Annotated in this window: 8 protein-coding genes; all 8 read right to left on the bottom strand. The window is 73.6% G+C overall.

Features of this window, described 5'->3' with window-relative positions; genetic code table 11:
* Window positions 1-206: 206 nt before the first annotated feature.
* Window positions 207-1508, bottom strand: coding sequence for an aminotransferase-like domain-containing protein (locus AC4IHM_RS33175; protein WP_490870667.1), 1302 nt, complete (start codon window positions 1506-1508; stop codon window positions 207-209).
* On the bottom strand, window positions 1505-2902 hold the full coding sequence (gene dpgC / locus AC4IHM_RS33170; protein WP_490870666.1) for a (3,5-dihydroxyphenyl)acetyl-CoA 1,2-dioxygenase DpgC: 1398 nt from the start codon (window positions 2900-2902) through the stop codon (window positions 1505-1507). The genes AC4IHM_RS33175 and dpgC overlap by 4 nt, the downstream gene beginning before the upstream one ends.
* Window positions 2899-3624, bottom strand: coding sequence for an enoyl-CoA-hydratase DpgB (dpgB, locus tag AC4IHM_RS33165; RefSeq protein WP_490870665.1), 726 nt, complete (start codon window positions 3622-3624; stop codon window positions 2899-2901). The genes dpgC and dpgB overlap by 4 nt, the downstream gene beginning before the upstream one ends.
* 20 nt (window positions 3625-3644) lie before the next feature.
* Window positions 3645-4766, bottom strand: a complete 1122-nt coding sequence (gene dpgA, locus AC4IHM_RS33160) for a 3,5-dihydroxyphenylacetyl-CoA synthase DpgA (protein WP_490870664.1) — start codon at window positions 4764-4766, stop codon at window positions 3645-3647.
* 68 nt (window positions 4767-4834) lie between these two features.
* Complete coding sequence (locus AC4IHM_RS33155) at window positions 4835-5734, bottom strand: TauD/TfdA dioxygenase family protein (RefSeq protein ID WP_490870663.1); 900 nt, start codon at window positions 5732-5734, stop codon at window positions 4835-4837.
* A 52-nt stretch (window positions 5735-5786) separates the two neighbouring features.
* A complete protein-coding gene (locus tag AC4IHM_RS33150; RefSeq protein WP_490870662.1) occupies window positions 5787-6719 on the bottom strand; it encodes a sulfotransferase domain-containing protein in 933 nt (310 codons plus the stop codon).
* A gap of 90 nt (window positions 6720-6809) precedes the next feature.
* A complete protein-coding gene (locus AC4IHM_RS33145) occupies window positions 6810-8027 on the bottom strand; it encodes a cytochrome P450 (protein WP_490871006.1) in 1218 nt (405 codons plus the stop codon).
* A gap of 38 nt (window positions 8028-8065) precedes the next feature.
* Complete coding sequence (locus tag AC4IHM_RS33140) at window positions 8066-26872, bottom strand: non-ribosomal peptide synthase/polyketide synthase (protein ID WP_490870661.1); 18807 nt, start codon at window positions 26870-26872, stop codon at window positions 8066-8068.
* Window positions 26873-26908 lie beyond the last annotated feature (36 nt).

The raw sequence follows: 26908 nt of genomic DNA, 5'->3' as shown, positions 1-26908 counted from the left end.
TGGAGGGGTAGTAGCCGCGGGCTCCGGAGAGGTTGTCGCTGATGAACATGTCGAACGACATGTCGCGCACCCGGTCGAGGTAGCCGTCCGCCGAGCCGAGGACGACCTCCTTCAGCGCAGTGAAGTCGTCGTAACTGTTCAGGCGCATCGGCGGGGGCCTTTCCTGGGGCGTTGGGGGGTGACGGCCCGCGTGCGGTGAGCGCTGGTCATCCTGCGGCCTCCTTGGCGAGGAAGGCGGCCAGGCGCCGTACACCGGTCTCGATCCGGTCGGGCTCCAGATAGCTGCACGACAGCCGGATCTGCCGGTCGCCGCGGGCGGTGAGGGAGAACTGCCGCATCGGCGTCCACAGCACGCCGTACCGGGCCGCCGAGACCTCCAGGAGGGCGTGGTCGGCGGGGACGGGCAGGTCGACGCGGACGAAGAAGCCGCCGGCCGGCCGGTGCCAGCAGACTCCCGGCGGCATGCCGTCGGCCAGGTGCCGTTCCAGGGCGCCGGTCAGCTGGCCGAGGTTGGCCCGGTAGCGTTCGGCCTTGCGCCGGGCGAGGGCGCGCAGGGAGCGCCCGTGTTCCAGGAGCAGGCCGCCGACGACGGCCTGGGACAGCGGTGAGGTGTTGACGGTGACCATCGTCTTGAGGTCGGCGAGTTCCCGGGCGAGCGAGCGTTCGCCGGTGCGGTGGCCGACCCGCTGGTCGGCGACGGCGTAGCCGACACGGGCGCCGGGGAAGCCGACCTTGGCGAAGGTGCCCAGGTGGACGACGCGGCGCCGGGTGTCCAGGGCCTTGAGGCCGGGCAGGGTCTCGTCCTCGGGGGCGGTGAAGGCGTAGGCGTTGTCCTCGACGAGCAGCAGGTCCTCGCGGTCCGCCAGGTCGAGCAGGGCGTGCCGGGCGGCGAGCGGCATGCGGGCGCCGCCCGGGTTGGAGAAGTCGGGGGCGACGTAGCAGGCGCGGACGCGGCGGCCCTCGGCGCGGGCCTGCCGGCAGCGTGCGGCGAGGTGGTCCACGTCGAGTCCTGCGGCGCCTTCGCGGATGTCGGTCACGGGGATGTCGAGGAGCCGTGCGGCGCCGACGATGCCCGGGAAGCAGGGGTCGGCCACGGCGAGCAGGTCGCGGGTGTCCCGGTACAGCGCCCGCAGTGTGAGCAGCATGGCCTCCTGGGCGCCCACGGTGATCACAACGTCGTCCGGCGCGGCGTCGATGCCCTGGTCGGTGCGGAGGGCCTCGGTCACGAGGTCGTTGATGAGGCCCTGGGCGGGCCCGTACTCGTAGAGCAGGCGCTCGGCGCGGGACGGGGCGAGGCCGCGCTCGGTGCGCAGGTGGGTGAGGAAGCGGGCGGTCAGGGCGGGCAGGTCGAGGCCCTGGACGAAGTCGGGGTGCGGGGCGCCGGGTGCGAAGGAGATGGCGTCGGGGTGGCGGTCCATCACCTCGTTGAGGAAGCCGATGGCGCCGAGCACCGGGTCCGCGAGGCAGCCGTGCAGGTCCGCCGCGCGCAGGTCGGGGGCGCCGGTCATGCCCGGCTCCCTCGTGCGGCGCGCCGGCGCTCGCGCTCCTGCCAGCGCCGTTCGACCTTGTCGAGGACATCGGGGGCGTAGGCGCGTTCCGCCTGGGCGAGGGCGAACTCGGCGAGGTAGGCGCGGAAGTGGTCGAGGGGCTCCTCGGCGAGGGCGAGCATGCGCCGGTTGGCGGCGACGGCGGGGGCGGACAGGGCGGCCACGGCGCGTTCGACGGCCTCGTCCATGCGGTCGGCGGGCACGACCTCGTCGTAGACGGTGGCGGCCTCGGGGTCGGTGGTGGCGATCCGGCGTCCGCCGAGCACCACCTGCCGGGCGAGGCGGGCTCCTGTCTGCCGGGTGAGCCGTAGGTTGCCGACGCCGGGCACGATGCCCTCCTCGGCGGCGGGCAGGCTGACGTAGGCGCCTTTTTCGGCGACGACGTGGTCGAGGGTGAGCAGGAGTTGCATGCCGCCGCCGATGGCGAAGGTGTCGACGGCGCCGATCCACGGTTTGCTGACGCCCCGTTCGCCGCCGGCGCCGGGGGCCGGGTCGGTCAGCAGGCCGTGCAGGAGCTTGTTGACGTAGCCGAGTTCGCGGCCGAGGAGGAAGTCGACCAGCGGGATCCGGCCGTCGCGCAGGTCGGTGAGGTCGACGCCGGCGCTGAAGACGCGCCGGCCCCGGTGGGCGGGGTGGTCGACGACGCCGCCGCGCAGGACGCCGACGCGGACCGTGTCGTCGAGCAGGACGAGGTCGACGGCGGTGTCGAGGTCGGCGATGAGGCGGGCGTTCTCGGCGTTGAGCCGGCCGGGGTTGCGGAACTCGACGTGGGCGGCGGCGCTTCGGCGTTCGACGTGGACGGTGTCCAGTGCGACGCGGCCCTCGGCGCGGAAGCCGTCGAGGAGTTCCAGGGCGCGCGGCGTGGGTCCGAGCATGGTCTCCACGAGGTGCCGTCCGGCGGTGGGCGTGCGCAGCACGGCGCCGCAGAACCGGCCCTGGTCGATCTCGCGGCCTTCCTTCTCCGCCTGGACGAGGCGGCGTTCGGCGGCCAGTTGTTCGCGGGTCGGCACCAGTCCGGGTATCCGGGCGGCGGCGGCGTCCACCAGCTCCGGCAGGCGTGGGCGGCGGGTCAGGCCGTCGGTGAGCAGGGCGTAGACGGTCTCGGTGTGCCGGGCGAGGAAGTCCCGGCGCACGCGGCGGACTTCGGTGTGGACGGTCGCGGCGCGCTCCCGCTGGTCGCGGGAGCGTCCGGGTACCGACGGGAGTGCCGCGAGGGCCTGTTCGGCGTCGGCGGCGCACCGGGCGAGGTGTCGTGCGTCGTCGTCGAAGTGGCCGGTGAGGCCGACGGGGGTGCCGGTGGACGTGTGGGTGGCGGAGGTCCGGTCGGCGGTGTGGTCGGAGATACGGGTGCTCATCGCGCCGCCTCCGTGTGCTCCGGGCTGTCCGGTCCACTGCCGGCCAGGCGTCGCAACTCTCGGTCGCAGGCGGCCAGATGGACGCCCAGCGCGTCGTCGTACTCGGCGGACGCGGCCTCCTCCAGGAGCCGTCGGCGGATGCGGGTCTCCCGGTCGGAGAGCCGGCCGCGCAGCACGGCCGCGGTGTGGACGGCCTCGGTGAGGTCCTCGCTGACCTGGTCGACGATGCCGAGTTCGGTGGCGTCGGTCAGTTCGACGGCGCTGTCCCACAGCACGATGCGGCGGGCGCGGGCCAGCCCGATGTGCCGCACGAGCCGGTACAGGGTCATGCCGGGCCAGAAGTGGCCCTCGTTGACGGGCAGCATCAGCCGCAGGTCGGGTCCCGCGATCCGGTAGTCCGCGGCCAGCAGCAGGTCGAGCGCCGGGCCGCCGCACGTGCCCTCGACGACGGCGATGTTGACGTGGTCGAGCTGCTCGATGCGGCGCAGGGCGCGCTCCCAGCGCTTGACGTCCCGGATGGAGACGCTTCCGGGCCACTCGCGGGACTGGAGGGGCGACGGGGTGAACCGCAGGACCACGACCGTGCGTTCGCGCTGTCGCCCGGCCTGTTCGCAGACCGCGTCCAGCGCCGCGGTCAGCTCGGGCAGCGCGCTGCCGCCGTCCAGCCGGACCAGGATGCCCAGTTCCTCGGGCAGTCCCGTCCGGTCGGGTCCGGTCTTCATGGTCGCACCAGCTCCTTTTCTCACCAGCGCACCAGGGCGGTCTCGATGGTCGAGCCCGGCCCCATGGTCATCAGGACTCCGAGGTCGCCCGCGACGGCGGCCTTCTCGTCGCGCAGCCGCTCGTAGGAGAACAGGAACGATCCGCTGGAGAGGTTGCCGTGGTCGCGGAGCACCCCGGTGGTGTGCCGCACGTCGTGCCGGGACAGTTCGAGGTTCACCCGGATCGCGTCGATGACCTTCTTGCCGCCGGAGTGCACCACCCAGTGGGCGATGTCCCCGGTGCGCAGTCCGGTGCCGTCGAGGAGGCGGGCGACCGCGGTCTCGGCGTGGGCGCCGACGACGTAGGGCACGTCGGCGTCGAGACGGAAGCTGAACTTGCCGTGCGCGTCGTCCCAGTCGTAGCGCATCGCGGCGACGGCCTCGGGGATGATGTGGCTGGTGAACCTCAGCAGTTCGGGGCCGGGCGGCGGCGCCCCGTCGCCGGGGCGTGCGGGGGCCCGGACGGCGACCGCTCCGGCGCCGTCCCCGAACAGGCTGTTGACGACCGAGGAGCGCATGGTGCCGTCGAAGACGTAGGCGGCGGAGCAGGCCTCGACGCAGACCATGAGGGCGAGTTCGCCGGGGTGGCCGCCGGCCCAGCCCGCGACGGCGTTGAGCGCGTTGAGCCCGGCGTTGCAGCCCATGCCGACAACGTCCAGGCGCTGGCAGGACGGGTGGATGCCGAGGTTGCCGATGAGCAGCGCGGACAGGCCGGGTGTGAGCAGTCCGGTGGAGGTGACGCAGCACAGGTAGCGGATGTCGGCGAGTTCGGCACCGGCGTCCGCCAGGCAGCGTTCGACGGCCTCCCGGCCCATCCGCAGTCCGGTCTCGGTGTGTTTGCGCAGCAGGTCGCCCTGGGACTCCTCGACGGGCGTCCCGTCGGGGCCGATCGGCGGCAGGGTGAGGCTGCGGCGCTCGATGCCGCCGCCGAGGAAGACGGAGCGGATGCGGCGGTCGGTGATGCCGAAGATGTCGAGGACCTCCCGCTGGGTGTACGAGAGGGGCGGTACGGCGGTACCGACACCGACCAGTCCCGGTGGGCCGGCGGCCGCTCGCTGCGGCGGGCCGGGTGCCCAGCCGACCGGTTGCTGGGTTGCGCGCACTTCTTCCTCCGTGGGGCGCGTGGTCCGGTGGCGACGGCCCGGTGGCCGGGCGGGCCCGGCCGGCTCGCTCAGTAGCCGACCTTGGCGTTGATGCGGCGCGGGTAGTACCGCTCGTCGCCGTTGCGCCGGTACTCGGGCCGGCGCGGGGTGCTGCTGGAGGGCAGGTCGCCGTTGACCGTGACGCGCTGGCCGCGGCGGTGCTCCTGGTAGTCGTTGATGGCGATGTGCTGGGTGACGCGGTTGTCCCACAGGGCCACGGTGTGCGGGTTCCAGCGGTACCGGAGGGTGAAGGCCGGCTGTTCGGAGTGCTCGAACAGGTGCTGGAGGACGGTGTCGCTCTCCTGCCGGGTGAGCTGCGGGATGTGCGAGGTCCACATCCGGGTGACGTAGAGCGACTTGCGTCCGGTCACCGGGTGGACGCGTACGACGGGGTGCTCGGCGGACATCTCGACGACCGGCGGGATCTTCAGGACGTGGACGGCGGTGAGTCCTTCGAGCATGTCGCGAAACGGCTCGGAGAGCGTCTCGTACGCCCGGTACTGGTTGCTCCACATGGTGTCGCCGCCCGCGGAGGGGGTGTCGATCAGGTGCAGGATGGACGCGATCGGCGGGCTGGGGCTGAAGCTGACGTCGATGTGCCACTCGTCGGCCTTGCCGCCCTTGTCGGGCTCGATGACCGTGATCTCGGGGTGGTCGGCGAGCTTGGGCAGGAAGGGGTGGACCTCCACCTCGCCGAAGCGCCGGCCGAACGCGACGTGCCCCTTGGGGGTCAGCTTCTCCTGGTCCGGGAAGAACAGCACGAGGTGTTCGAGCATCAGCTCGTGGATCCGGTCGAACTGGGCGTCGGTGAGGTCGTCGAGGTCGATTCCGCGGACCTCGGCGCCGAGGGCGCCGGAGACGCGGCGGATGTCGAGGTCGTCGGCGGGCGCGGTGCGGGTGGCGGGCTGCGGTGCTGCGGACGGGGTCACAGCGGGGTCTCCTTCGAGTGGTGGGGGCGGCGGGCCGAAGCGTCGGCGGGGATCACGGGCGGGTGCCCGCCGTTCCGCCGTGCAGCCAGTCCAGGAACGGCTTCGGGGCGAGGGCGGCGACGCGCTCGTGGTAGGCCGCGAGGTCGTCCTCGGTCAGGATGTCGCGGGCACCGCCGGAGCGTCCGGCCCGGAAGAACTCCGCGGGGTCCGTGAGGATCTCCTTGTCCGGCGCCAGATGGGCGGCCCGGCCCTTCATCTCGTCGAAGGTCGCCGCCCGCACCAGCTGGGGCCAGACGGTCTCGTCCACGGTGATGCCCAGCCAGCCGGCCAGCGCCGACATCTGGCCCTCCAGGTCGGCGCTCAGGTCGTCGTAGTGCAGCAGCCTGATGTTGGGCTCCTCGCGCCGGTTCCAGGCGTCGAGCGGGTGGTGGAGTTCGGCGGCGGCCACGTCCTGTTCCCAGGCGTCGGACTCGCCGGCGCGGCACCAGTTCAGCAGGTACTCGCGGGCCGGCGGGAGGGTGAGGGAGGCCGGCCCCGAGTACTCCGTGGAGTCCTGGTCGCTGTTGAAGGCGTGCAGCCACTCGGCGCGGACGTTGGCGGCCTGGTGGTACATGGACAGGGCCCGGTCGAGGGGGTGCCGGGCGACGACGAGGTAGCTGACGCGCGGGTCGAGCGGCAGTCCGTCGAGCGGGACGTGCGTCTTGAGGACGCGCCGGTGCTCCTGCTCGGCGAGCTGCGCGTACATCTGGTCCTGCGGGGTGAAGAGCTGGTCCAGCCACGGTGACAGGGCCGACAGCGGCTTGGGGAGTTCGGGGGTCTGGAAGACGAGCAGCGCGCAGATCATCTGCACCCAGGTCGTGCCGGACTTCGCGGGGCTGCTGACGACGATGTCGCCCTCGCGCAGCGGGAAGTCGTCCCAGCGGGCACTGTCCTGTTGCGGCGACTTGTACCGGCGCGGTGCTCGGGTCACGGTCTGATCACCCATGGCGACATCCCTCACAGGGGAACGGAGAGGCAGCGGATTGCGTCACAATCTGCCGCGCCGGCCGCCGAACGGCATCCACGTTCGCCACAGTTACGCGTCCCAGGTGACCGGGAGGCTCTTCACTCCGTAGACGTCCGCGATCTCCGCCTCGGGGCGCAGGGCGATCTCCTCGGCGGGTACGGCGAGACGCAGGGTGGGGAAGCGGCCGACCAGGGCGGGGAATGCCACCCGCATCTGGACGCGGGCCAGTTGCTGCCCCAGGCACTGGTGGATGCCGTGTCCGAAGGCGATGTGGGCGCCCTCCTGGCGGTGCAGGTCGAGCACGTGCGGGTCGGTGAAGCGGTCGGGGTCGCGGTTGGCGGTGTTGTAGGACAGGATCAGCGAGGTGCCTGCCCTGATGGTGTGCCCGCCGAGTTCCACGTCCGCCAGTGCCGTGCGCATGAAGGTCTTGCCGACGCTCAGGTAGCGCAGCAGTTCCTCCACGGCCCGCTCGGCCAGGGCGGGTTCGGCGCGCAGCGCGGCGAGCTGCTCGGGGTGGCGCAGCAGTGCGAAGGTGCCGAGGCCGATCATGTGCATGGTGGTGTCGAGTCCGGCGGCGAGCAGGAAGAGGGACATCCCGACCAGTTCCTCGTCGGTGAGGTCGCCGTCGGTCAGTTCGCTGAGCACGTCGTCGGTGGGGTGGGCGCGTTTCGCGGCGACCAGTGCGCCGAGGTGGGTGCGGGTCGCGTGGTAGGCCGCGATGAGGTCGTCGCGGTCGGACTCCAGGTCCCGGAAGGCGTCGACCTGCTTCTGGAACGAGGCGCGTTCGTCGTGCGGGACGCCCAGCAGTTCGCAGATGGTGACCGCGGGGATGGGTTTGGCGTACGCGGTCACGAGGTCGGTGGGCGGTCCGGCCAGTTCCATGGCGTCGAGGTGTTCGGCGGTGATCTCCTCGATGCGCTCGGTGAGCAGCCGCATGCGCCGGACGGTGAACTTGCCCATCAGCGGCTTGCGGTAGCGGCCGTGGCGGGGTTCGTCCATGAAGAGGAACTCGCCCGGGGGCGCCGGTTCCAGTTCGACGTTCCCGTGGTCGACGGTCGGGTGGCGCAGCAGTTCCCAGCGTGAGCTGAACCGCCCGTCGGCCAGTACGGACCTGATGAGGTCGTATCCGGTGACCAGCCAGCCGTCCACGCCGCCGGGGAAGACGTAGCGGCTGATGGGGCCGTGGCGGCGGGCTTCGAGCAGTTCGGCCGGCGGGTCGAAGGGCCGGTCGGGCCGGCGCCGCGTCGGCATGGTGGTGACGGTGTACAGGGGGTCGCCCACGGCCATCCTCATCTCGCAAGGGCTGCTGTCCGCCGGTCCGGCCGTTACGCCGGGTCCGGGTGGTTGTCGGTCGGTTCCAGTTCGCGCGCCGCGAGGTCCCAGATCCGCCGGACGACGTCCGGGTTGAGGAGCATTTCGCGGTGGGCGCAGTCGAGCGTGTGCTCGCGTACCTCGCCGGAGACGAAGGGCCGCCACCGTGCTGCCTTCGGCTCGGAGTCGGCGGAGATCAGCAGCAGGGTGCCGGAGGTCTTGCGGGTCCGGTGCGCCAGGAGGATGCGGGTGTTGTTGCGGACGATTCGCAGGTAGGCCTCGTGCTCCTCTCCGGTGAGTGCGGCGGCCACCGTCTCCTCCTGCTCGGCGAAGCCCGCCCGCTGCTCGGCGGTGACGGGGCCGTCCACGGGGCCGGCGTCCAGCAGGATCAGGGCGGCCACCTCCTCGCCCTCGTCCTGGAGCTGGGCCGCCATCTCCTGGACGACGTTGCCGCCGAAGGACCAGCCGAGCAGGTGGTAGGGGCCGGTGGGCCTGACGGCGCGGATCTGTGCGACGTAGTCGGCGGCCATCCGGGACAGCGAGTCGGGCAGTTCTGCCGCGCCGGTGTCCATACCGCGGGGACGCAGGGCGTACAGCGGCTGCTCCCCCGGCGCGGCGTCGGCCAGCCAGCCGTACTCCCAGCCGAGTCCCAGCACGGTGTGGGCGCAGAAGAGCGGGGGCCGGCTGCCGGAGGACCGCATGGGCACCAGCACGTCGGTGGTGCCCTGCCGCCCCTCGCGGGCGATCCAGGCCAGCAGGCCGGTCACGGTGGGTGCCCCGAACACGGCCCGGACGGGGAGGTCGGCGCCGATGACCGCCTTGACGCGGTTGACGAGGCGTACGGCGAGCAGGGAGTGGCCGCCGAGGTCGAAGAAGCTCGCGTCGACGCCGACGGGTGAGACGCCGAGCACCTGCTCGTAGACGGAGCACAGCAGTTGTTCGCGGAGTGTGACGGGTCCCCGGCCGCCGGTCGTGAGGGCGGTGTGGTCGGGGGCGGGCAGGGCGGCCCGGTCCAGCTTGCCGTTGAGGGTGAGCGGCAGCGTGTCCAGCGGCATCAGCACGGGCGGCACCAGGTGTTCGGGGAGCCGGTCGGCCAGGTACTGCCTGACCTGTGTCACCAGGTCCGCCCGGTCGTCGCCGTCGGCGGTGGCCGCGGGCACCAGGTAGCCGGCCAGGGCGGGTTCGCCGCCGGGGTCCTCGCGGGTGACGACGGCCGCCTGCGCGACCTTCGGGTGTGCGGCAAGGGTCGCCTCGACCTCGCCCGGTTCGACGCGGAAGCCGCGGATCTTCACCTGGTCGTCCGCGCGGCCGAGGAATTCCAGGTGGCCTTCCGCGGTCCAGCGCACGATGTCGCCGGTGCGGTACATTCGTTCGCCCGCCGGGCCGTACGGGCAGGCCACGAAGCGCTCGGAGGTGAGCTGCGGCCGGCCCAGGTAGCCGCGGGCCAGGCCCGCGCCCGCGACGTACAGCTCACCGGCCGTGCCGGGGGGCGCGGGCAGCAGGCCGTCGTCGAGGACGTAGGCCCGGATGTTGCGCAGGGGGCGTCCGATGGGCACCGAGTCGCCGTCCTGCGCCGCGTCGCACGGCCAGGAGGTGACGGCGATGGACGCCTCGGTGGGGCCGTAGAGGTTGTGCAGCGGCACGCCCAGGGTCTGCTCGAAGCGGTCGCGCACGGCGGCCGGGAGTGCCTCGCCGAGGCAGAGGACCGTCCGCAGAGCGGTGCACCGCCCGGCGGCGCCGCCGTCGAGGAACGCCCGCAGTACGGAGGGGACGAACTGGGCGACGGTCACCCGTTCCCGGTCGACGAGTTCGGCGAGTTGGACGGGGTCCGCGTGGGCGCCGGGTCCGCTCAGCACCACCGCCGCGCCGTTCAGCAGCGGCCAGAAGATCTCCCAGACCGAGGCGTCGAATCCGAACGACGCCCGCTGGAGCATCCGGTCGCTCCGTTCGAGGCGGTACTCCTCCTGCATCCAGGCCAGTTGGTTGACCACGCCGCGGTGCGGGACCGGGACGCCCTTCGGGGTGCCGGTGGAGCCGGAGGTGTACATCACGTACGCCGGGTGCCAGGGCCGCAGCGGCGTCACGCGGTCGGCGTCGGTCACCGCCCCGGCCGGGGTGTCCTGAAGGCCGCTCGTCCCGGGTCCGTCGAGGTCGATCCAGCGTGCCCGCGCCGCCGCCTTCGTGCCGCCGAGCCGCACGGTGGTCCGCGCGGTGCTCACCACGAGGACCGGGGCGGCGTCGGTGAGCAGGAGGTCGGTGCGCCGCCGCGGCTGGCCGGGGTCGACGGGCAGGTAGGCGGCGCCGGTCTTGACGACGGCCAGGAGCGCGACGAGCTGCTCCACCGACCGGTCGAGGGCCACGCCGACCAGGGTCTCCGGCGCGGCTCCGAGACCGATCAGGTGCCGGGCGAGCCGGTCGGAGCGCTCGTCGAGTTCGGCGTAGGTGACCTGCGCGCCGTCGTGGACCAGGGCGACGGCGTCGGGGGTGCGGGCGGCCTGCCGGCCGAAGAGTGCGGCGAGGGTGTCGTCCGGGAGGGGAGCGGCGGTGTCGTTCCACTCGTCGAGCACGCGCCGCTGTTCGGCGTCGTCGAGGATGCCCACGCGGGCCACCGGCGCGGTGGGGTCGGCTGCCACCGTTTCCAGGACCCTCACGAGGCGGGCCGCGAGCGTCTCCACGGTGGAGCGGTCGAAGAGTTCGGCCGCGAAGACGACCTCTCCGTCCAGTCCGGCGGGGGCGCCGGACTCGTCGAAGCTCTCCCGGACCTCGAAGTCCAGGTCGAACCGGGCGGTCGGGGATCCGGCGGGCTCCTCGCTCACGTGCACGCCGGGCAGGCTCAGCGTGTCCCGGTGGTTGTTCTGTACGGCGAGCATCACCTGGAACAGCGGGTTGCGGGCCATGGAGCGCGCCGGGGCCAGCTCCTCGACCAGTCGCTCGAAGGGCACGTCCTGGTGCTCGAACGCGTCCAGGCCGGCCTTGCGCACCCGGTCGAGCAGTTCCAGGAAGTCCGGGTCGCCGGACAGGTCGGTGCGCAGCACCAGGGTGCCCGCGAAGAAGCCGACGAGGTCGTCCAGGGCCTGGTCCGTGCGTCCGGCGACGGGGCTGCCCATCACGATGTCCCGGCCGGCGCCGCTCTTCGACAGCAGGACCGCGACCGCCGCGTGCAGCAGCATGAACATGGTCACGCCCTGTCCGAGCGCCAGTTCGGCCAGCCGGGCGTGCAGGGGCGCCGGGATGCTCAGCGGCACCACCCCGGCCCGGTGGTCCGACACCGCCGGTCGGGGCCGGTCCACCGGGAGGGCGAGTTCCCCGGGCGCGCCCCGCAGCCGGTCCTTCCAGTGGGCGACCTGGGTGGCGAGCACGCTGTCCGGGTCGTTCACGTCGCCGAGGAAGTCCCGCTGCCACAGGGTGTGGTCGGCGTACTGCACGGGCAGCGGTTCCCACTGCGGGGCCCGCCCGGCGGCGCGTGCCCGGTAGGCCCCCGACAGGTCCCGCCAGAGCGGGCCCATCGACCATCCGTCGCCGGCGATGTGGTGGACCGTCAGCGAGAACACCCACTCGCCGGGGCGCAGCGAGAACAGCGCGGTCTTCAGGGGCGGTTGGGAGGCCAGGTCGAAGGGGTGGGCGGCGAGCGCGGCGAGCCGTCCGGTCAGCTCCGCCTCGGTGACGGCGGTGACGGGCAGGTCCACGGCCGCCTCGTCGACGGGCAGGATGTGCTGGCTCGGTTCGTCGTCGACCAGGGGGAAGGTGGTGCGCAGGCTCTCGTGCCGGGCGACGACGTCGGTGAGGGCCGTGCGGAGGATCTGCGGGTCCAGGTCGCCGGTGAGCCGCAGGACGAGGCAGATGTTGTAGAGGTGGTTGGGTCCTTCGATGCGGTCCACGAACCACAGGCGGCTCTGGCCGTAGGACACCGGCAGCACGGGCGGTCGCGGCATGGGCACGACGACGGGCCGGGTGCGGCCGCCGTCCCGGGTCAGCCGCCGTGCGAGGCCGGACACGGTGGGGTTCTCGAAGACGGTGGCCACGGAGGTCTCGGCGCCCAGGACGGTGCGGATGCGGCTGACCAGCCGTACCGCGAGCAGGGAGTGCCCGCCCAGGGCGAAGAAGTCGTCGTCGACGCCGACGCGGGGCAGCCGCAGCACGTCGGCGAAGACGACGCCGAGCAGTTCCTCGTACGGCGAGGCCGGGCCGCGTCCGACGCTGACGGCGGCCATCGGGTCGGGGGCGGGCAGGCCGGCCCGGTCGACCTTGCCGTTCGGGGTGAGCGGCAGCCGGTCCAGGACGGTCACGAAGGGCGGCACCAGGTGGTCCGGCAGCCGGTGGGCGACGAACTCCCGGATGCGGTCGGCCAGTTCACGGCCGGTCACGGCGGGGTCCGCCGGTGCCGCGTAGGCGGCGAGACGCTTGTCGCCGGGGGTGTCCTCGCGGACCACGACCACGGCCTGGGCCACGTCGGGGTGTGCGCGGACGGCGGCCTCCACCTCGCCGGGTTCCACGCGGAAGCCGCCGATCTTGGCCTGGTCGTCGGCCCGGCCGACGAACTCCAGCACGCCGTCGGACCGCCACCGCACCAGGTCGCCGGTGCGGTACATCCGGGCGCCGCCGTCCTCGAACGGGCAGGCCGTGAACCGTTCGGCGGTGAGTCCCGGACGGTGCGCGTAGCCGCGGGCGAGGCCGTCGCCCGCGATGTACAGCTCGCCGGGCACGCCCACGGGCACCGGCCGCAGGGCGGGGTCGAGGACGTAGGCGCGGGTGCGGGCCAGCGGCCGGCCGAGCGGGATCGCCCGGCCGCTGTCGATGTCCTCGCGGGTGACGGCGTGGGTGTGGGTGTAGGTGACGCTCTCGGTGGGTCCGTAGCCGTTCATCAGCCGTGTGCCGGGCAGGGTGTCGAGCAGCGTGCGGCAGTGTTCGACGGAGAGCGCCTCGCCGCCGGTCAGTACGGAGCGGACGCCGCGCAGTGCCTCGGCATCGAGGTCGATCACCTGGTGCAGCAGTCCGGTGGGCAGCAGTGCGACGGTGACCCGGTGCCGGGCGAGGAAGGCGCGGATCCCGGCGACGGACGGGGAGCCCGCGGGTCCCACGGCGAGGGTGGCGCCGTTGAGCAGGGTGGCCCAGATGTCGAAGGTGGTGGAGTCGAAGGAGACCGACCCCAGGTGGGCGACGATGTCCCCGGCGCGCACGTCGGCGTAGTCGGCGGGGCGGACGAGGCGGTCGACGCCGCGGTGGGTGGCGACGACGCCCTTGGGGGTGCCGGTGGAGCCGGAGGTGTGGATGGTGTAGGCCGCGGAGTCCGGGTGCGACGGTGTGGCCGTGGGGACGGCGTCCTCGGCGGCCACCGCGTCCCGGGTCCGGGGATCGTCGAGGACGATACGGGGCGGGTCCTGGCTCGTGCCGCGCAGCCGGTCCGCGATGTCGCCGGTGGTGAGGAGGGCGACGGGGGCCGCCTCGCGCAGCATCAGTTCGATGCGGGCGGTGGGGTAGCCGATGTCGACGGGGAGGTAGGCGCCGCCGGTCTTCAGGACGGCGAGGAGGGCGACGACCGTCTCCGGCGAGCGTTCCAGGGCGACGGCGACGAGGCGTCCGGGGCCCGCGCCGTGCCGGGTCAGGTGCTGGGCGAGCCGGTCGGAGGCGGCGTCGAGTTCGGCGTACGTCATCCGTGTGCCGTCGGCGACCAGGGCGGGGGTGTGGGGGGTGCGGGCGGCCTGGGCCCGGAAGTGCTCGGGCACGGTGGCGGCCGGTGCGGCCCGTTCGGTGCTGTTCCACTCGGTGAGGACGCGGTGGTGTTCGGCGGTGTCGAGCAGTGGGATGTCGCGCACGGGCAGGGCGGGGTCGGCGACGACGGCGTGCAGGACGAGCAGGAGGCGTTCGACGAGGGACTCGACCGTCGTGCGGTCGAAGAGGTCGGCGGCGTAGGTGATCCCGCCGTCGATGCCTGCGGGGCGGCCCTCGTCGTCGAACTGTTCGGCCACGTGCAGGTCGAGGTCGAACTTGGCGCGGCCCAGTTCGGTCGGGAGGGCCTCGACGTGCAGGCCCGGCAGGTCGACGGAGGCGGCGGGCACGTTCTGCACGGCGAGCAGGACCTGGAAGAGGGGGTGGCGGGCCCGGGACCGGGTGGGTGCCAGCTCCTCCACCAGTCGCTCGAACGGTACGTCCTGGTGTCCCAGGGCGCCCAGCGCCGACCTGCGGACCCTGCCGAGCACCTCGGTGAAGGTGGGGTCGCCGGACAGGTCGGTGCGCAGCACGAGGGTGTTGACGAAGAAGCCGATCAGGTCGTCGGCGGCCTCGTCGGTGCGGCCCGCGACGGGGCTGCCGATCGGGATGTCCCGGCCGGCGCCGAGCCGGCAGAGCAGGACGGCGAGCGCCGCCTGCCACACCATGAAGGCGGTGGCTCCCTGGGTGACGGCGAGTTCCGTCAGGCGCGCGTGCAGGTCGGCGGAGGCGGCCATCGGTACCCAGCCGCCCTCGCGGCTCGCCACGGCGGGCCGCGGCCGGTCGGTGGGCAGGGTCAGTTCCTCGGGGCTGCCGCTGAGCGCGTCCCGCCAGTGGGCGACCTGACTGCCGAGGACGCTGTCGGGGTCGTCGCCGTCGCCGAGCAGGTCGCGCTGCCACAGGGTGTGGTCGGCGTACTGCACGGGCAGCGCCTCCCAGCCGGGGGCGCGGCCGGCCCGGCGGGCGGTGTAGGCGGCGGACAGGTCGCGCAGCAGCGGGACCATCGACCAGCCGTCGGCGACGATGTGATGGGTGACCAGGACCAGCACCGCCTCGTCGGTGTCCGCTCCGGCCACGTCGAGGAGGGTGGCCCGCACGGGCGGTCCCGCGGTGAGGTCGAAGACGTGCCCGGCGGCCTCGGTGATCCGCGCGTCCAGTTCCGCGCGGCCCACGGACTCGACGGTGAAGTACGGGGGGAAGTCGTCGAGGGAGACGATGTCCTGGTAGGGGTCGCCGTCGGCGTGCAGGAACCGGGTGCGCAGGCTCTCGTGGCGGGTGAGCAGGTCGGTCCAGGCGGCACGGAGCGCGCCGGTGTCCAGTGGGCCGGTCAGCCGCAGCGCGAGCGGGATGTTGTAGAGGGGCCCGGCGGCCTCCAGCCGGTCCACGAACCACAGGCGGCGCTGGGCGTACGACAGCGGCACCCGCCGGGGCCGGGGGGCGGGGGCGAGGGCGGGCCGGGGGGTGCCGGTGGAGCCGGCGTCCTCGACGGTGGCGGCGAGGGCCGCGACGGTGGGCGCCTCGAAGACCGCCTGCACGGGGATCTCGACGCCGAGGACGCCGCGGATCCGGCTGACGAGGCGCACGGCCAGCAGCGAGTGGCCGCCGAGCGCGAAGAAGTCGTCGTCCACGGCGACCCGGGGCACGCCGAGGACCTGTGCGAAGACGGAGCACAGGAGTTCCTCCCGCAGGGACGGCAGGCGGCGCGGCGCACCGGCGCTCACCGCCTCGGGCGCGGGCAGGGCGGCGCGGTCCACCTTGCCGTTGGCGGTCAGCGGCAGCCGGTCCAGTACGACGACGGCGTCCGGCACCAGGTACTCGGGCATCCGTCCGGCGGCGAACTCGCGGAGGTCCGGGAGGAGTTCGCCGGGCACCGGGGTCACGTGGGCCACGAGGCGCTTGTCCCCCGGGGTGTCCTCGCGGACGGTGACGACGGCCTGGGCGACGGCGGGGTGTTGGGCCAGGAGCTTCTCGACCTCGCCGGGCTCGGCCCGGAAGCCGCGGATCTTCACCTGGTCGTCGGCCCGGGACACGAACTCCAGTGTGCCGTCGGCGCGGCGGCGCACGATGTCGCCGGTGCGGTACATGCGGGCGCCGGGTGTGTCGAACGGGCAGGCCACGAACCGTTCGGCGGTGAGTGCGGCGCGGGCGACGTAGCCGCGGGCGAGTCCGGCGCCGGCGATGTACGCCTCGCCGGCGACGCCCGCGGGGACCGGTTGGAGGCTGTCGTCGAGGACGTAGACGCCGGTGTTGTCCATGGGGCGGCCGATCGACACGACCTCGCCCAGGGTGTCGGGGTCGGTGAGCGGGATCTGGGTGGCGATGACGGTCGACTCGGTCGGCCCGTAGCTGCTGCGGACGACGATGCCGGGGACGGCTTCGAGGACCCGGCGGACCGCCTCCCTGGGGACGACGTCGGCGCCGGTGAGCACGTCGTGGACGCCGGTGAAGGCGGCGGGGTCCTCCTCGGCGATGACCCGGAACAGGCCGGCGGTCAGGTGGGCGTGGGTGAGTCCGTGGTCGGCGACGAGGCCGCGCAGGCGGGCGGCGTCGGTCCGGCCGGGCGGGGTGACGACGAGCGTGCCGCCGGTGAGCAGCCGTACCCACACCTCGACCGTGGAGCCGTCGAAGGTGTGCGGCGCGGCGAACATGCCGCGGGCGGTGCCGGGGAACTGCCAGCAGCGGTCGCCGGCGAGGTCCACGATGTCGCGGTGGGTGGTGCCGATGCCCTTGGGTTCGCCGGTGGAGCCGGAGGTGAACATGATGTAGGCGAGCTGGTCGGGCAGGCTGCGCCCGGCGACGGTGCCCGCGGGCCGCCCGGCCCATTCGGTGTCTCCGGCGTCGGCGACGACGACGGTGGCGAACAGTGCGCGTGCCGCTTCGGCGTACCGGCCGTCGGCCAGGCACACCTCGGCTCCGGCGCGGCCGGCCGTCTCGGCGGTGCGGGTGGCCGGTTGGGCGGGATCGAGCGTGAGGTAGGCGCCGCCCGCCTTGAGGACTGCCAGCAGGGTGGTGACCACGTCGGGGGACCGGTCCATGACGACGGCGACCACGGTCTCGGGACCGACACCGAGGTCCATGAGGTGGTGGGCGAGCCGGTTGGAGCGGGCCTCAAGCTGTCCGTAGGTGACCGGTTCGGCTCCGGTGTCGAGGGCGATCGCCTTCGGGGCGCGGGAGGCGCGGACGGTGAACACCTCGGGGACGGTGAGCGCCAGGGTGTCGCTGCGGGCGCCGTTCGACTCGGTGAGCAGACGGCGCCGTTCGGCGGGGTCGAAGACGTTGACGCGGGAGATCCGCCGGGCGGGGTCGGCGGTGACGGCGTCGAGGACGCGCAGCAGCCGGGCGACGAGGGTCTCGGCGGTGGAGTGGTCGAAGAGGTCGGTGGCGTAGGTGAGACCGCCGGTCATGCCGTTCGGCGCGCCCTGCTCGTCGTGGAGTTCGACGACCTGGACGTTGAGGTCGACCTTGGCCGTGGTGGGTTTGCCGGGTCCGGCGTCCACGTCGAGGCCGGGCAGATCGACGTGGGCCTGCGGCATGTTCTGCACGGCGACCAGTACTTGGAAGAAGGGCACGCGGTCGGTGTAGCGGGCGGGTGCCAGCTTCTCCACGAGCCGGTCGAAGGGAACGTCCTGGTGGTCGAGGGCGTCCAGTGCGGTCGTCCGCACCCGGGCGAGTACGTCGGTGAAGGCGGGGTCGCCGGACAGGTCGGTGCGCAGGACGAGGGTGTTGAGGAAGAACCCGACCAGGTCCTCCAGCGACTCGTCGGTGCGGCCCGCGACCGGGCTGCCCAGCGGGATGTCCTCCCCCGCACCGAGCCGCGACAGCAGCACGGCCACCGCCGCCTGCCACACCATGAACATGGTCACGCCCTCCGACCGCGCCAGCTTCGCCATTCGCGCGTGCAGTTCGGCGGGTACGTCGATGTCGGCCCAGCCGCCGCCGCGTCCGGGCCTTGCCGGGCGGGGCCGGTCGAAGGGGAGGGCGAGTTCGTGGGGGACGCCGTCGAGGGTGGCGCGCCAGTGCTCGACCTGTGCGGTGAGCCGGCTGTCCGAGGCGTCCTCGTCGCCGAACAGCCGTTGCTGCCACAGCGCGTAGTCGGCGTACTGGACGGGCAGCGGCGGGAAGTCCGGGGTCTTCCCCGAGCGGCGTGCCGCGTAGGCCGTCGACACGTCCCGCCACAGGGGTGCGAGGGACCATCCGTCACCGGCGATGTGGTGCACGACCAGGACCAGGACACAGCTCCCCTCGTCCACACTCAGCAGAGTCGCACGCACCGGCAGTTCACCGGCCAGGTCGAAGACATGACCGCACGCCTCGTCGATCCCCGCCTCCAGCCCGCCCACCGTGACCGGCACCACCGGCAGCTCCACCACCGCCTCGCCCACCGGCACGATCTCCTGGTACGGCTCCCCCTCCTCCCCCTGCGGAAACCGCGTCCGCAACGCCTCGTGCCGCACCACCACATCACCCAGCGCCGCCCGCAACGCCGCCACGTCCACCCGCCCCGACAACCGCACCACCAACGGAATGTTGTAGAGCGCACTCGCACCCTCCAACCGGTCCACGAACCACAACCGACGCTGCGCGTACGACAACGGCAACCGCTCCGGCCGCTCCCCCACCACCACACCAGGACGCACATCGATCTCCGTCGTCTCGTCCAGTCGGGCGGCCAGTCCGGCCACGGTGGGTGTCTCGAAGAGGTCCCGCACCAGCAGTTCGACGCCGAGGACGGCGCGGATCCGGCTGACCAGTCGCACGGCCTGGAGTGAGTGGCCGCCGAGGGCGAAGAAGTCGTCGTCCGCGTCGACCTCCGGCACGCCGAGTACGTGTGCGAAGACGGAGCGGAGCAGTTCCTCGCGCAGCCCTGTGCCGTGCCGGGCGGGGGCGGTGGGCGGTTCCGCGTCCGTCCCGGGTGTCGTTCCGGGTGTCGCTCCGCTGTCGGGCGCGATGTGCACCCGGCCCTCGTCGTCCCAGCGGGCGTGTGCGCCGGTGGGTCGCATGGCGGACTCCTCCTCGGTGAACGGGCAGGCGACCGCGCCGTCCGCGGACTCGTCGCAGGTGATGTGGAGCAGTCCGGGAACGCCGGGCGGGACCGGCATGCGGTGGTCGTCGAGGATGAAGACCCGGGCGTGTGGACCGCCGATCTCCGGGTGCCGGCCGGACCAGTCCCGTACCAGCCGCCGCCGCTCGGCCTCGTCGAGCACGTCGACGGTGTGCACGGGGATCTTCGGAGCGGTGGCCACGGCGTCCAGGACGCGCAGCAGCCGAGCGGTCAGGGTCTCGGCGGTGCAGTGGTCGAAGAGGTCGGCTGCGTAGACGAGTTCGCCCTCCATGCCGGTGGGGCGCCCCTCGGCGTCGAAGCGCTCGGCGATCTGCAGGTCGAGGTCGAACTTGGCGTCGCGGACCGCGTAGGGCAGCACCTCCACGTCCGCTCCGTCCAGTTCGGGGACGAGCAGGGGTGTGGACTGCACTTCCAGGACGGTCTGGAAGAGGGGATGGCGGCCCATCGACCGGGGCGGCGCCAGCTCCTCCACCAGCCGCTCGAACGGGACTTCCTGATGGTGCAGGGCTCCCAGCGTGTCCCGGCGGACCCGGGCGAGTACGTCGCTGAAGGCGGGGTCGCCGGACAGGTCGGTGCGCAGCACGAGGGTGTTGACGAAGAACCCGACCAGGTCCTCCAGCGACTCGTCGGTGCGGCCCGCGACCGGACTGCCCAGCGGGATGTCCTCCCCCGCACCGAGCCGCGACAGCAGCACCGCCACCGCCGCCTGCCACACCATGAACATGGTCACGCCCTCCGACCGAGCCAACTCAGCCAAGCGCGTGTGCAGTTGGGCGGGTACGCGGACGGGTACTGCGGCACCCCGGTGGCTCTCGGCGGACGGGCGCGGTCGGTCGGTGGGGAGGGCGAGTTCCTCGGGCGCGCCCTCCAGTGCCTCGTGCCAGTGCGTGAACTGCCGTGCCAGCACGCTCTCGGGGTCGCCGGCGTCGCCGAGCAGGTCGCGCTGCCACAGGGTGTAGTCGGCGTACTGCACGGGCAGCGGCTCCCAGCCGGGGGCGCGGCCGGCCCGACGCGCGCCGTAGGAGGCGGACAGGTCCCGCCACAGGGGTGCGAGGGACCATCCGTCACCGGCGATGTGGTGCACGACCAGGACCAGGACACAGCTCTCCTCGTCCACACTCAGCAGAGTGGCACGCACCGGCAGTTCACCGGCCAGGTCGAAGACATGACCGCACGCCTCGTCGATCCCCGCCTCCAGCCCGCCCACCGTGACCGGCACCACCGGCAGCTCCACCACCGCCTCGCCCACCGGCACGATCTCCTGGTACGGCTCCCCCTCCTCCCCCTGCGGAAACCGCGTCCGCAACGCCTCGTGCCGCACCACCACATCACCCAGCGCCGCCCGCAACGCCGCCACGTCCACCCGCCCCGACAACCGCACCACCAACGGAATGTTGTAGAGCGCACTCGCACCCTCCAACCGGTCCACGAACCACAACCGACGCTGCGCGTACGACAACGGCAACCGCTCCGGCCGCTCCCCCACCACCACACCAGGACGCACATCGGTCCCGGTCCACTGCCCCATCCGGGCCGCGAGCCGCGCCGGCGTGGGGGCCTCGAAGACCGCGTGCACGGGGATTTCGACGCCCAGGACGGCGCGGATGCGGCCGACCAGGCGGACGGCGAGCAGTGAGTGGCCGCCGAGTGCGAAGAAGTCGTCGTCCGCAGCCACGCGCGGCACGCCGAGGACCTGCGCGACGGCGGTGCAGAGCAGTTCCTCGTAGGTCCCCGTGGGACGCGCGACGCCGGCACCGGTTGCGGGGTCGGGGGCGGGCAGTGCGGCGCGGTCGAGCTTGCCGTTGACCGACAGCGGCAGCCGGTCCAGGAGGACGAACGCGGCCGGCACCAGGTGGGCCGGGAGCCGGTCCGCGAGGTAGTCGCGCAGCACGGCGGGCAGAGCGGTGACGCCGGGTTTTGTCGGCACGACGTAGGCGACGAGGCGTTTGTCGCCGAGGGCGCCGGGCACGTCGTCGCGGGCGGCGACCGCGGCGTGCGCGACGCCTTCGTGCTCGGTGAGCCGGGTCTCGATCTCGCCCGGTTCGATGCGGAAGCCGCGGATCTTGACCTGGTCGTCGGCGCGTCCGGTGTACAGCAGGCGGCCTTCGGAGGTGCGGCGCACGGTGTCGCCGGTGCGGTACATACGGGTGCCGGCCGCTCCGTGCGGGTCGGCCACGAAGCGTTCGGCGCTGAGGCCGGAGCGGTGCAGGTAGCCGCGGGCCACTCCGGCGCCCGCGACGTACAGGTCGCCGTCGACGCCGTCGGGGACGGGACGCAGCCGGGCGTCGAGGACGTACAGGCGGACGCCGGGCAGGGGGCGGCCGATGGTGGGTGCGTCACCGGGGCGCAGTGGGCCGTCGGCGGCGGCGATGACCGTGATCTCGGTCGGGCCGTAGGCGTTGCCGAACCAGCGGTCGGCGCCCCAGCGGTCCACGAGCGCCTGGCCGAGGGCCTCGCCCGCGACCAACAGGGTTCGCAGGGAGGTCAGTCGGTGATCGTCCTCGACCATGCCGAGGATGGTGGGCGGGAGTTGCAGGTGGGTGACCGCGTGCCGTTCGACGAGGTCTTCGAGGCCGGCGCCGGGCAGAAGCCGGGCGGCGGGGGCGACGACCAGGCAGGCTCCGGCGGCGAAGGCCGTCATGATCTCCCAGGTCGCCACGTCGAAGCCGATCGACGCGAACTGCAACAGGCGGCTGTCGGCGGTCAGGCCTGGCCAGCGGAACGCGAGGAGGTTGACCGCCCCCGAGTGCGGTACGACGACGCCCTTGGGGGTGCCGGTGGAGCCGGAGGTGTAGATGACGTACGCCGGGTGGGCGGGGCGCAGCGGGGTGGTGCGCTCGTCCTGCGTGACCGGGTCCGCGGTGTGTGCCGCGACGGCGGAGCGTACGGCGGGGTCGTCCACGACGATCGGCGCCGGGGCCGAGGCGGGCACCGCCTTGGCGTGGGCGGTGCTGGTGAGGACGGCCGCGGGTGCGGCGTCGACGCACAGGTGAGCGATGCGTTCGGCGGGCTGGTCCGGGTCGACGGGGACGTACGCGGCGCCGGCCTCGATGACCGCGAGGAGGGCGACGACGAGGTCGGGCGAGCGGTCCATGAGGAGCAGGACCCGGTCCTCGGGACCGACGCCTCGGCCGATCAGGTGCCGGGCGAGCCGGTTGGCACGGGCGGCCAGTCCGGCGTAGTCGAGGTGTTCGTGCGCACCGTCTTCAGGTCCGCGTCCGTCGTGGTCGTCGCCGGGGGTGTCGTAGGTGAGCGCCGGGGCGTGCGGGGTGGCGGCGGCGCGGTCGGCGAAGAGGTCGGCGAGGGTGGGGGCCAGGTCGGGGTGGCCGGTGTCGTTCCACCGGGTGAGGATGCGGTGCCGTTCTGCGGGCGGCAGCACGTCGAGGTCGGCCAGCGGGGTGTTCGGGGCCTGTTCGAGGGCGTCGACGACGCGCTCGGTGGTGGTGTGCAGCAGCCGGGTGACGAGGTCCGGGTCGAGCGAGGCGGCGGCCTGGACGTCGAACGCGAGCGTCCGGCCGTCGTCGTCGACGGAGACGATCAGCGGGTAGTTGGTGCGCTCCCGGAAGGCGAGGATCTCCGTGCCGGGCGGCAGGACCGTGCCGGGGCCGCCCGAGGAGTTGTGCCGGTAGTTGAGTACGGCGGTGAACAGCGGCGCGGGTGCCCGCACGCCGCCGGCCCGCTGGGCGACGGCGAGCGAGGCGTGCTCGTGCACCATGAGTTCCGCGAGCTGGTGGTGCATGGCGTGGACCGCCCCGGCCACGCCGGTCGCGGCGGTGCGGGTGCGTACCGGAAGGGTGTTGATGAACAGGCCGGGCACGTCGGCCGCGCCGTCGCCGGTCTGCATGCGGCCGAGGAGGAGGGTGCCGAAGACGATGTCGTCCCGTCCGGACACGGCGGCGAGGACCCGGGACCACACGACGTGCAGGACGGTCGCGGCGCTCACTCCGGCGCGCCGGGCCTGTTCGCGCAGCCGGGCCGTCACCGGTTGGTCGAGGAGGGTGCGGCGTTCGGTGACATCGGCGCCGCCGCCCCGCACCTCCCACACGCCGAAGGGGGCGGTGGGTTCGGTGATGTCGCCGAGGAGCCGGCCGAAGTAGGCGCTGTGTTCCTCGGCGGGGGTGCTCAGCAGGGCCTGGCCGACGAAGGCACGGTAGGGGCGTGGGGTGGGCAGGTCGTCGCCGCGTCCTTCGAGTATGGCGGTGGCTTCGCGCAGCACCAGGTCGAGCGTGGTGTGGTCCTGGGTGATGTGGTGCGTGCGGATGGCGAGGAGCCGGCGGCCGGTGCCGGGTTCGGTGGCGGTCCGGGCGTCCATCAGCGGGGCGCGGCGCAGGTCCAGCGGCTCGTCGTCGTGGGCCAGCAGCCGTCCGACGGGGTCCGGCCCTTCTCCCACATCGGTTTCGGTGACGGGCAGTTGGGCGTGCCGGTGCACGACCTGCACCGGGTGCGGCAGGCCCGTCCAGGCGAGCGAGGTGCGCAGGACGTTGTGCCGGTCGATCACCTGGGACAGGGCCGCGAGGAAGGCGTCGAGGAGCCGCGGGGTGTCGAAGGCCAGGACGTAGCGCAGGACGTAGGGGTCGCCGCCGGAGCCGCCTTCGGCGCCGGCTTCGGCGCCGGCTTCGGCGCCGGCTTCTGCGCCGGCTTCTGCGTGCAGCCGGTGGTGGAAGAACAGGCCCTCCTGGAGCGGGCCCAGGGGGTAGATGTCGGTGATGCCGGCCGCGCCGTCGGGCAGGGCGTCGGTGACGGTGCGCAGTTGGTCCCCGGTGAGGCCCGCGAGTGGGACCATCTCCGCGGTGAGGTGTGTGGCGCCGGGCGGGACGGCGGCTTCGGGGACCTGGACGGGTTCGGGGCCTCCGGCTGCGGCGAGCCGGGCGGGCGTCGGGTCGGTGAACAGGGTGCGCATGTCGACGCGGACGCCCTGGGCGCGGAGGTGGTCGAGGAGGCGTACGGCGAGCATGGAGTGGCCGCCGAGTGCGAAGAAGTCGTCGTCGGCTCCGACCTCGGGCACGTCCAGGATTTCGGCGAAGGCCGCGCAGAGGATCTCCTCGCGCGCGGTCGCGGGGCCTCGTCCGCCGCCCGCGGTGCTCTGCCGGTCGGGGGCGGGGAGCGCGGCGCGGTCGAGTTTGCCGTTGGCGGTGAGGGGCAGCCGCGCGAGCGGCACGCAGAGGGAGGGCACCATGTGGACGGGCAGCAGCGCGGCGGCGTGCTCACGTGCCCGGCGTGCCAGCTCGCTGCCGTCCTCGCCGGTGGCGCCGGCCGGGTCGCGGGGGACGACGTAGCCGACGAGGCGCGGGTCGCCCGGGGCGTCGGTACGGAGCACGACGGCCGCCTGACCGACCTGCGGGTGGCCGAGGAGTGCGGCCTCCACCTCGCCGGGCTCGATGCGGAAGCCGCGCAGTTTCACCTGCTCGTCGGTGCGGCCCAGGTGGGTGAGTGTGCCGTCGGCGGCGCGGCGGGCCAGGTCGCCCGTGCGGTACATCCGCGTGCCCGGTTCGAAGGGGCAGGCCACGAAGCGCGCGGCGGTCGCCGCGGGCCGGTCCAGGTAGCCGCGGGCCACTCCGGAGCCGGTGACGTACATCTCACCGGGCACGCCGGGCGGTACGGGCCGCAGCGCGTCGTCGAGGACGTGTACGCGGGTGTGGTCGAGGGGGCGTCCCACGGGGCTGCCGCCGCGCGGGCCGGGTGCGCCGCCGGTGTCGGGGTCCAGGTCGAGGTGGGTGACGTGGACGGTGGTCTCGGTGATGCCGTACATGTTCACCAGGCGCGGGCCGTCGGCGCCGTGGCGGGCGTGCCAGTCGGTGAGCCGTGCGGGGTCCAGGGCCTCGCCGCCGAACAGGACGAGCCGCAGCCGGGCGTCGAGCGCGGCGGCGTCCTGCCGGGCGTCGGCCTGGGCGAGTTGCCGGAAGGCGGAGGGGGTCTGGCTGAGGACGGTGACGCCTTCGCGGACCAGCAGGTCGTGGAAGTCGGCCGGGGAACGGGAGGTGTCGTGGCCGACGACGACGAGCCGGCCGCCGGTGAGGAGGGCGCCCCACAGTTCCCACACCGAGAAGTCGAAGGCGTAGGAGTGGAACCAGGTCCAGACGTTGTCGGTGCCGAAGCCGTACCGGCCGGCGGCGGCGCGCAGCAGCGCGGTCACCTGGGCGTGCGCGACCACGACTGCCTTGGGCGTGCCGGTGGAGCCCGAGGTGTGGATGACGTAGGCGGGGTGGCCGGGCCGCAGGGGGGCGCGGCGTTCGTCCTGGGTGAGCGGACCGGCGTCGCGGGCGGCGACGACGGTACGGATCTCCTGGTCGTCGAGCAGGACGCGGCGCAGTCCGGGGGCGGCGACGGCGTGTGCGGCGCTGCCCGCGGTGGTGAGCAGGAGGGCGGGGGCGGCGTCCGTGAGCAGGGCGTCGATCCGGGCGGCCGGGTGGGCGGGGTCGACCGGGAGGTACCCGGCGCCCGCCTTCATGACCGCGAGCAGCGCGATCACCAGGCCGGCGGTGCGCTCCAGTGACACCGCGACCCGGGTCTCGGGTCCGGCGCCGCATGCGACGAGGTGGCGGGCGAGGCGGTTGGACTCGGCGTCCAGCTCGGCGTAGGTCAGGGTGGTCGCGTCGTGGGTGACGGCTGTCGCGTCGGGGTGGGCGGCGGCCTCGGCGGCGAACAGGTCGGGCACGGTCGCCCCGGGCGGCGGTGCCGTGGTGTCGCCCGCCGCGGCGAGCAGTGTCCTGTGGTCGGCGGCCGAGAGGATGTCGACGGCGCGCAGCGGGAGGTGCGGGGCGTGCGCGGTCTGCCGCAGGACGCGCAGGAGCCGGTCGGCGAGGGTTTCGGCGGTGGAGCGGTCGAACAGGTCGGCGCTGTAGTGCAGTTCCACGCGTTGGCCGGCGGGCCGGCCCTGCTCGTCGAAGTGTTCGAGGATCTGGAAGTCGAGGTCGTACTTGACCAGCGGCAGTTGTGCGAAGCCGGCGACTGCGGTCAGGCCGGGCAGGTCGACCGGGATCCGTGGGGTGTTGTGCAGGGTGAGGTTGACCTGGAAGAGGGGGTGCCGGGTCAGTGAGCGGGCCGGGGCGAGTTCCTCCACGAGCCGCTCGAAGGGCACGTCCTGGTGGTTCATGGCGGCCACGGTGGTGGCGCGCACCCGCCGGACGACCTCGGTGAAGTCGGGGTCGCCGGTCAGGTCGGTGCGCAGGACGAGGGTGTTGACGAAGCATCCGACGAGGTCTTCGAGGTCGGCCTCGTCGCGTCCGGCGAACGGGCTGCCGATGGGGATGTCCTCGCCGGCGCCGAGCTTGGCGAGCAGTACGGCGACCGCGGCGTGCCAGACCATGAACATGGTGGCGTTCTCGGCCCGCGCGATGTCGGCGAGTCGGGCGTGCAGGTCGGCCGGCACGTCGAGGCGTACGGTGCCTCCGTCGTGGGCGCCGGCTGCGGGCCGCGGCCGGTCGGTGGGCAGTGCGAGTTCCTCGGGGGCGCCGGCCAGCGCCGCACGCCAGTGGGCGAGTTGCTCGGTGAGCAGGCTGCCGGGGTCGTCGGCGTCGCCGAGCAGTTCGCGCTGCCACAGGGTGTAGTCGGCGTACTGCACGGGCAGCGGCGCGAATTCGGGCTCGGCGCCGGTCAGGCGCGCGGCGTAGGCGACGCAGAGGTCCCGCCAGAGCGGGGCGGCGGACCAGCCGTCGGCGGCGATGTGGTGCAGGGCGATCACGAGTGCCGATGTCCGGTCCTCGACGGTGAGCAGCCGGGCGTGGAAGGGGATGCCGGCGGTCAGGTCGAAGACGTGCCGGGCGGTGCGGCCGATCTCGGCCTCCAGTTCGTCGGCCGCCACCTCGTCCACGGTCAGCAGGTCGGGGAGCCCGGCGGCGGGCACGATCTCCTGCACGGGCTCGCCGCCGGCCTGGGGGAACCGGGTGCGCAGCGCCTCGTGGCGGGTCACCACGTCGTGCAGCGCCGCCCGCAGCGCGCCCGCCTCCGGCCGCCCGGACAGGCGCAGCACCAGCGGGACGGTGTAGAGGGCGCTCGGGCCTTCCAACCGGTCCACGAGCCACAGCCGACGTTGCGCATACGACGCAGGAATCACGTGCACTCCTCAATGCGGGCCGGGCCGTCCGTCGCG

It is taken from the genome of Streptomyces sp. SL06, from assembly GCF_058244745.1.
Note: the sequence above shows the minus strand (reverse complement) of the source record. Positions and strands in the feature narration are given on the sequence as shown.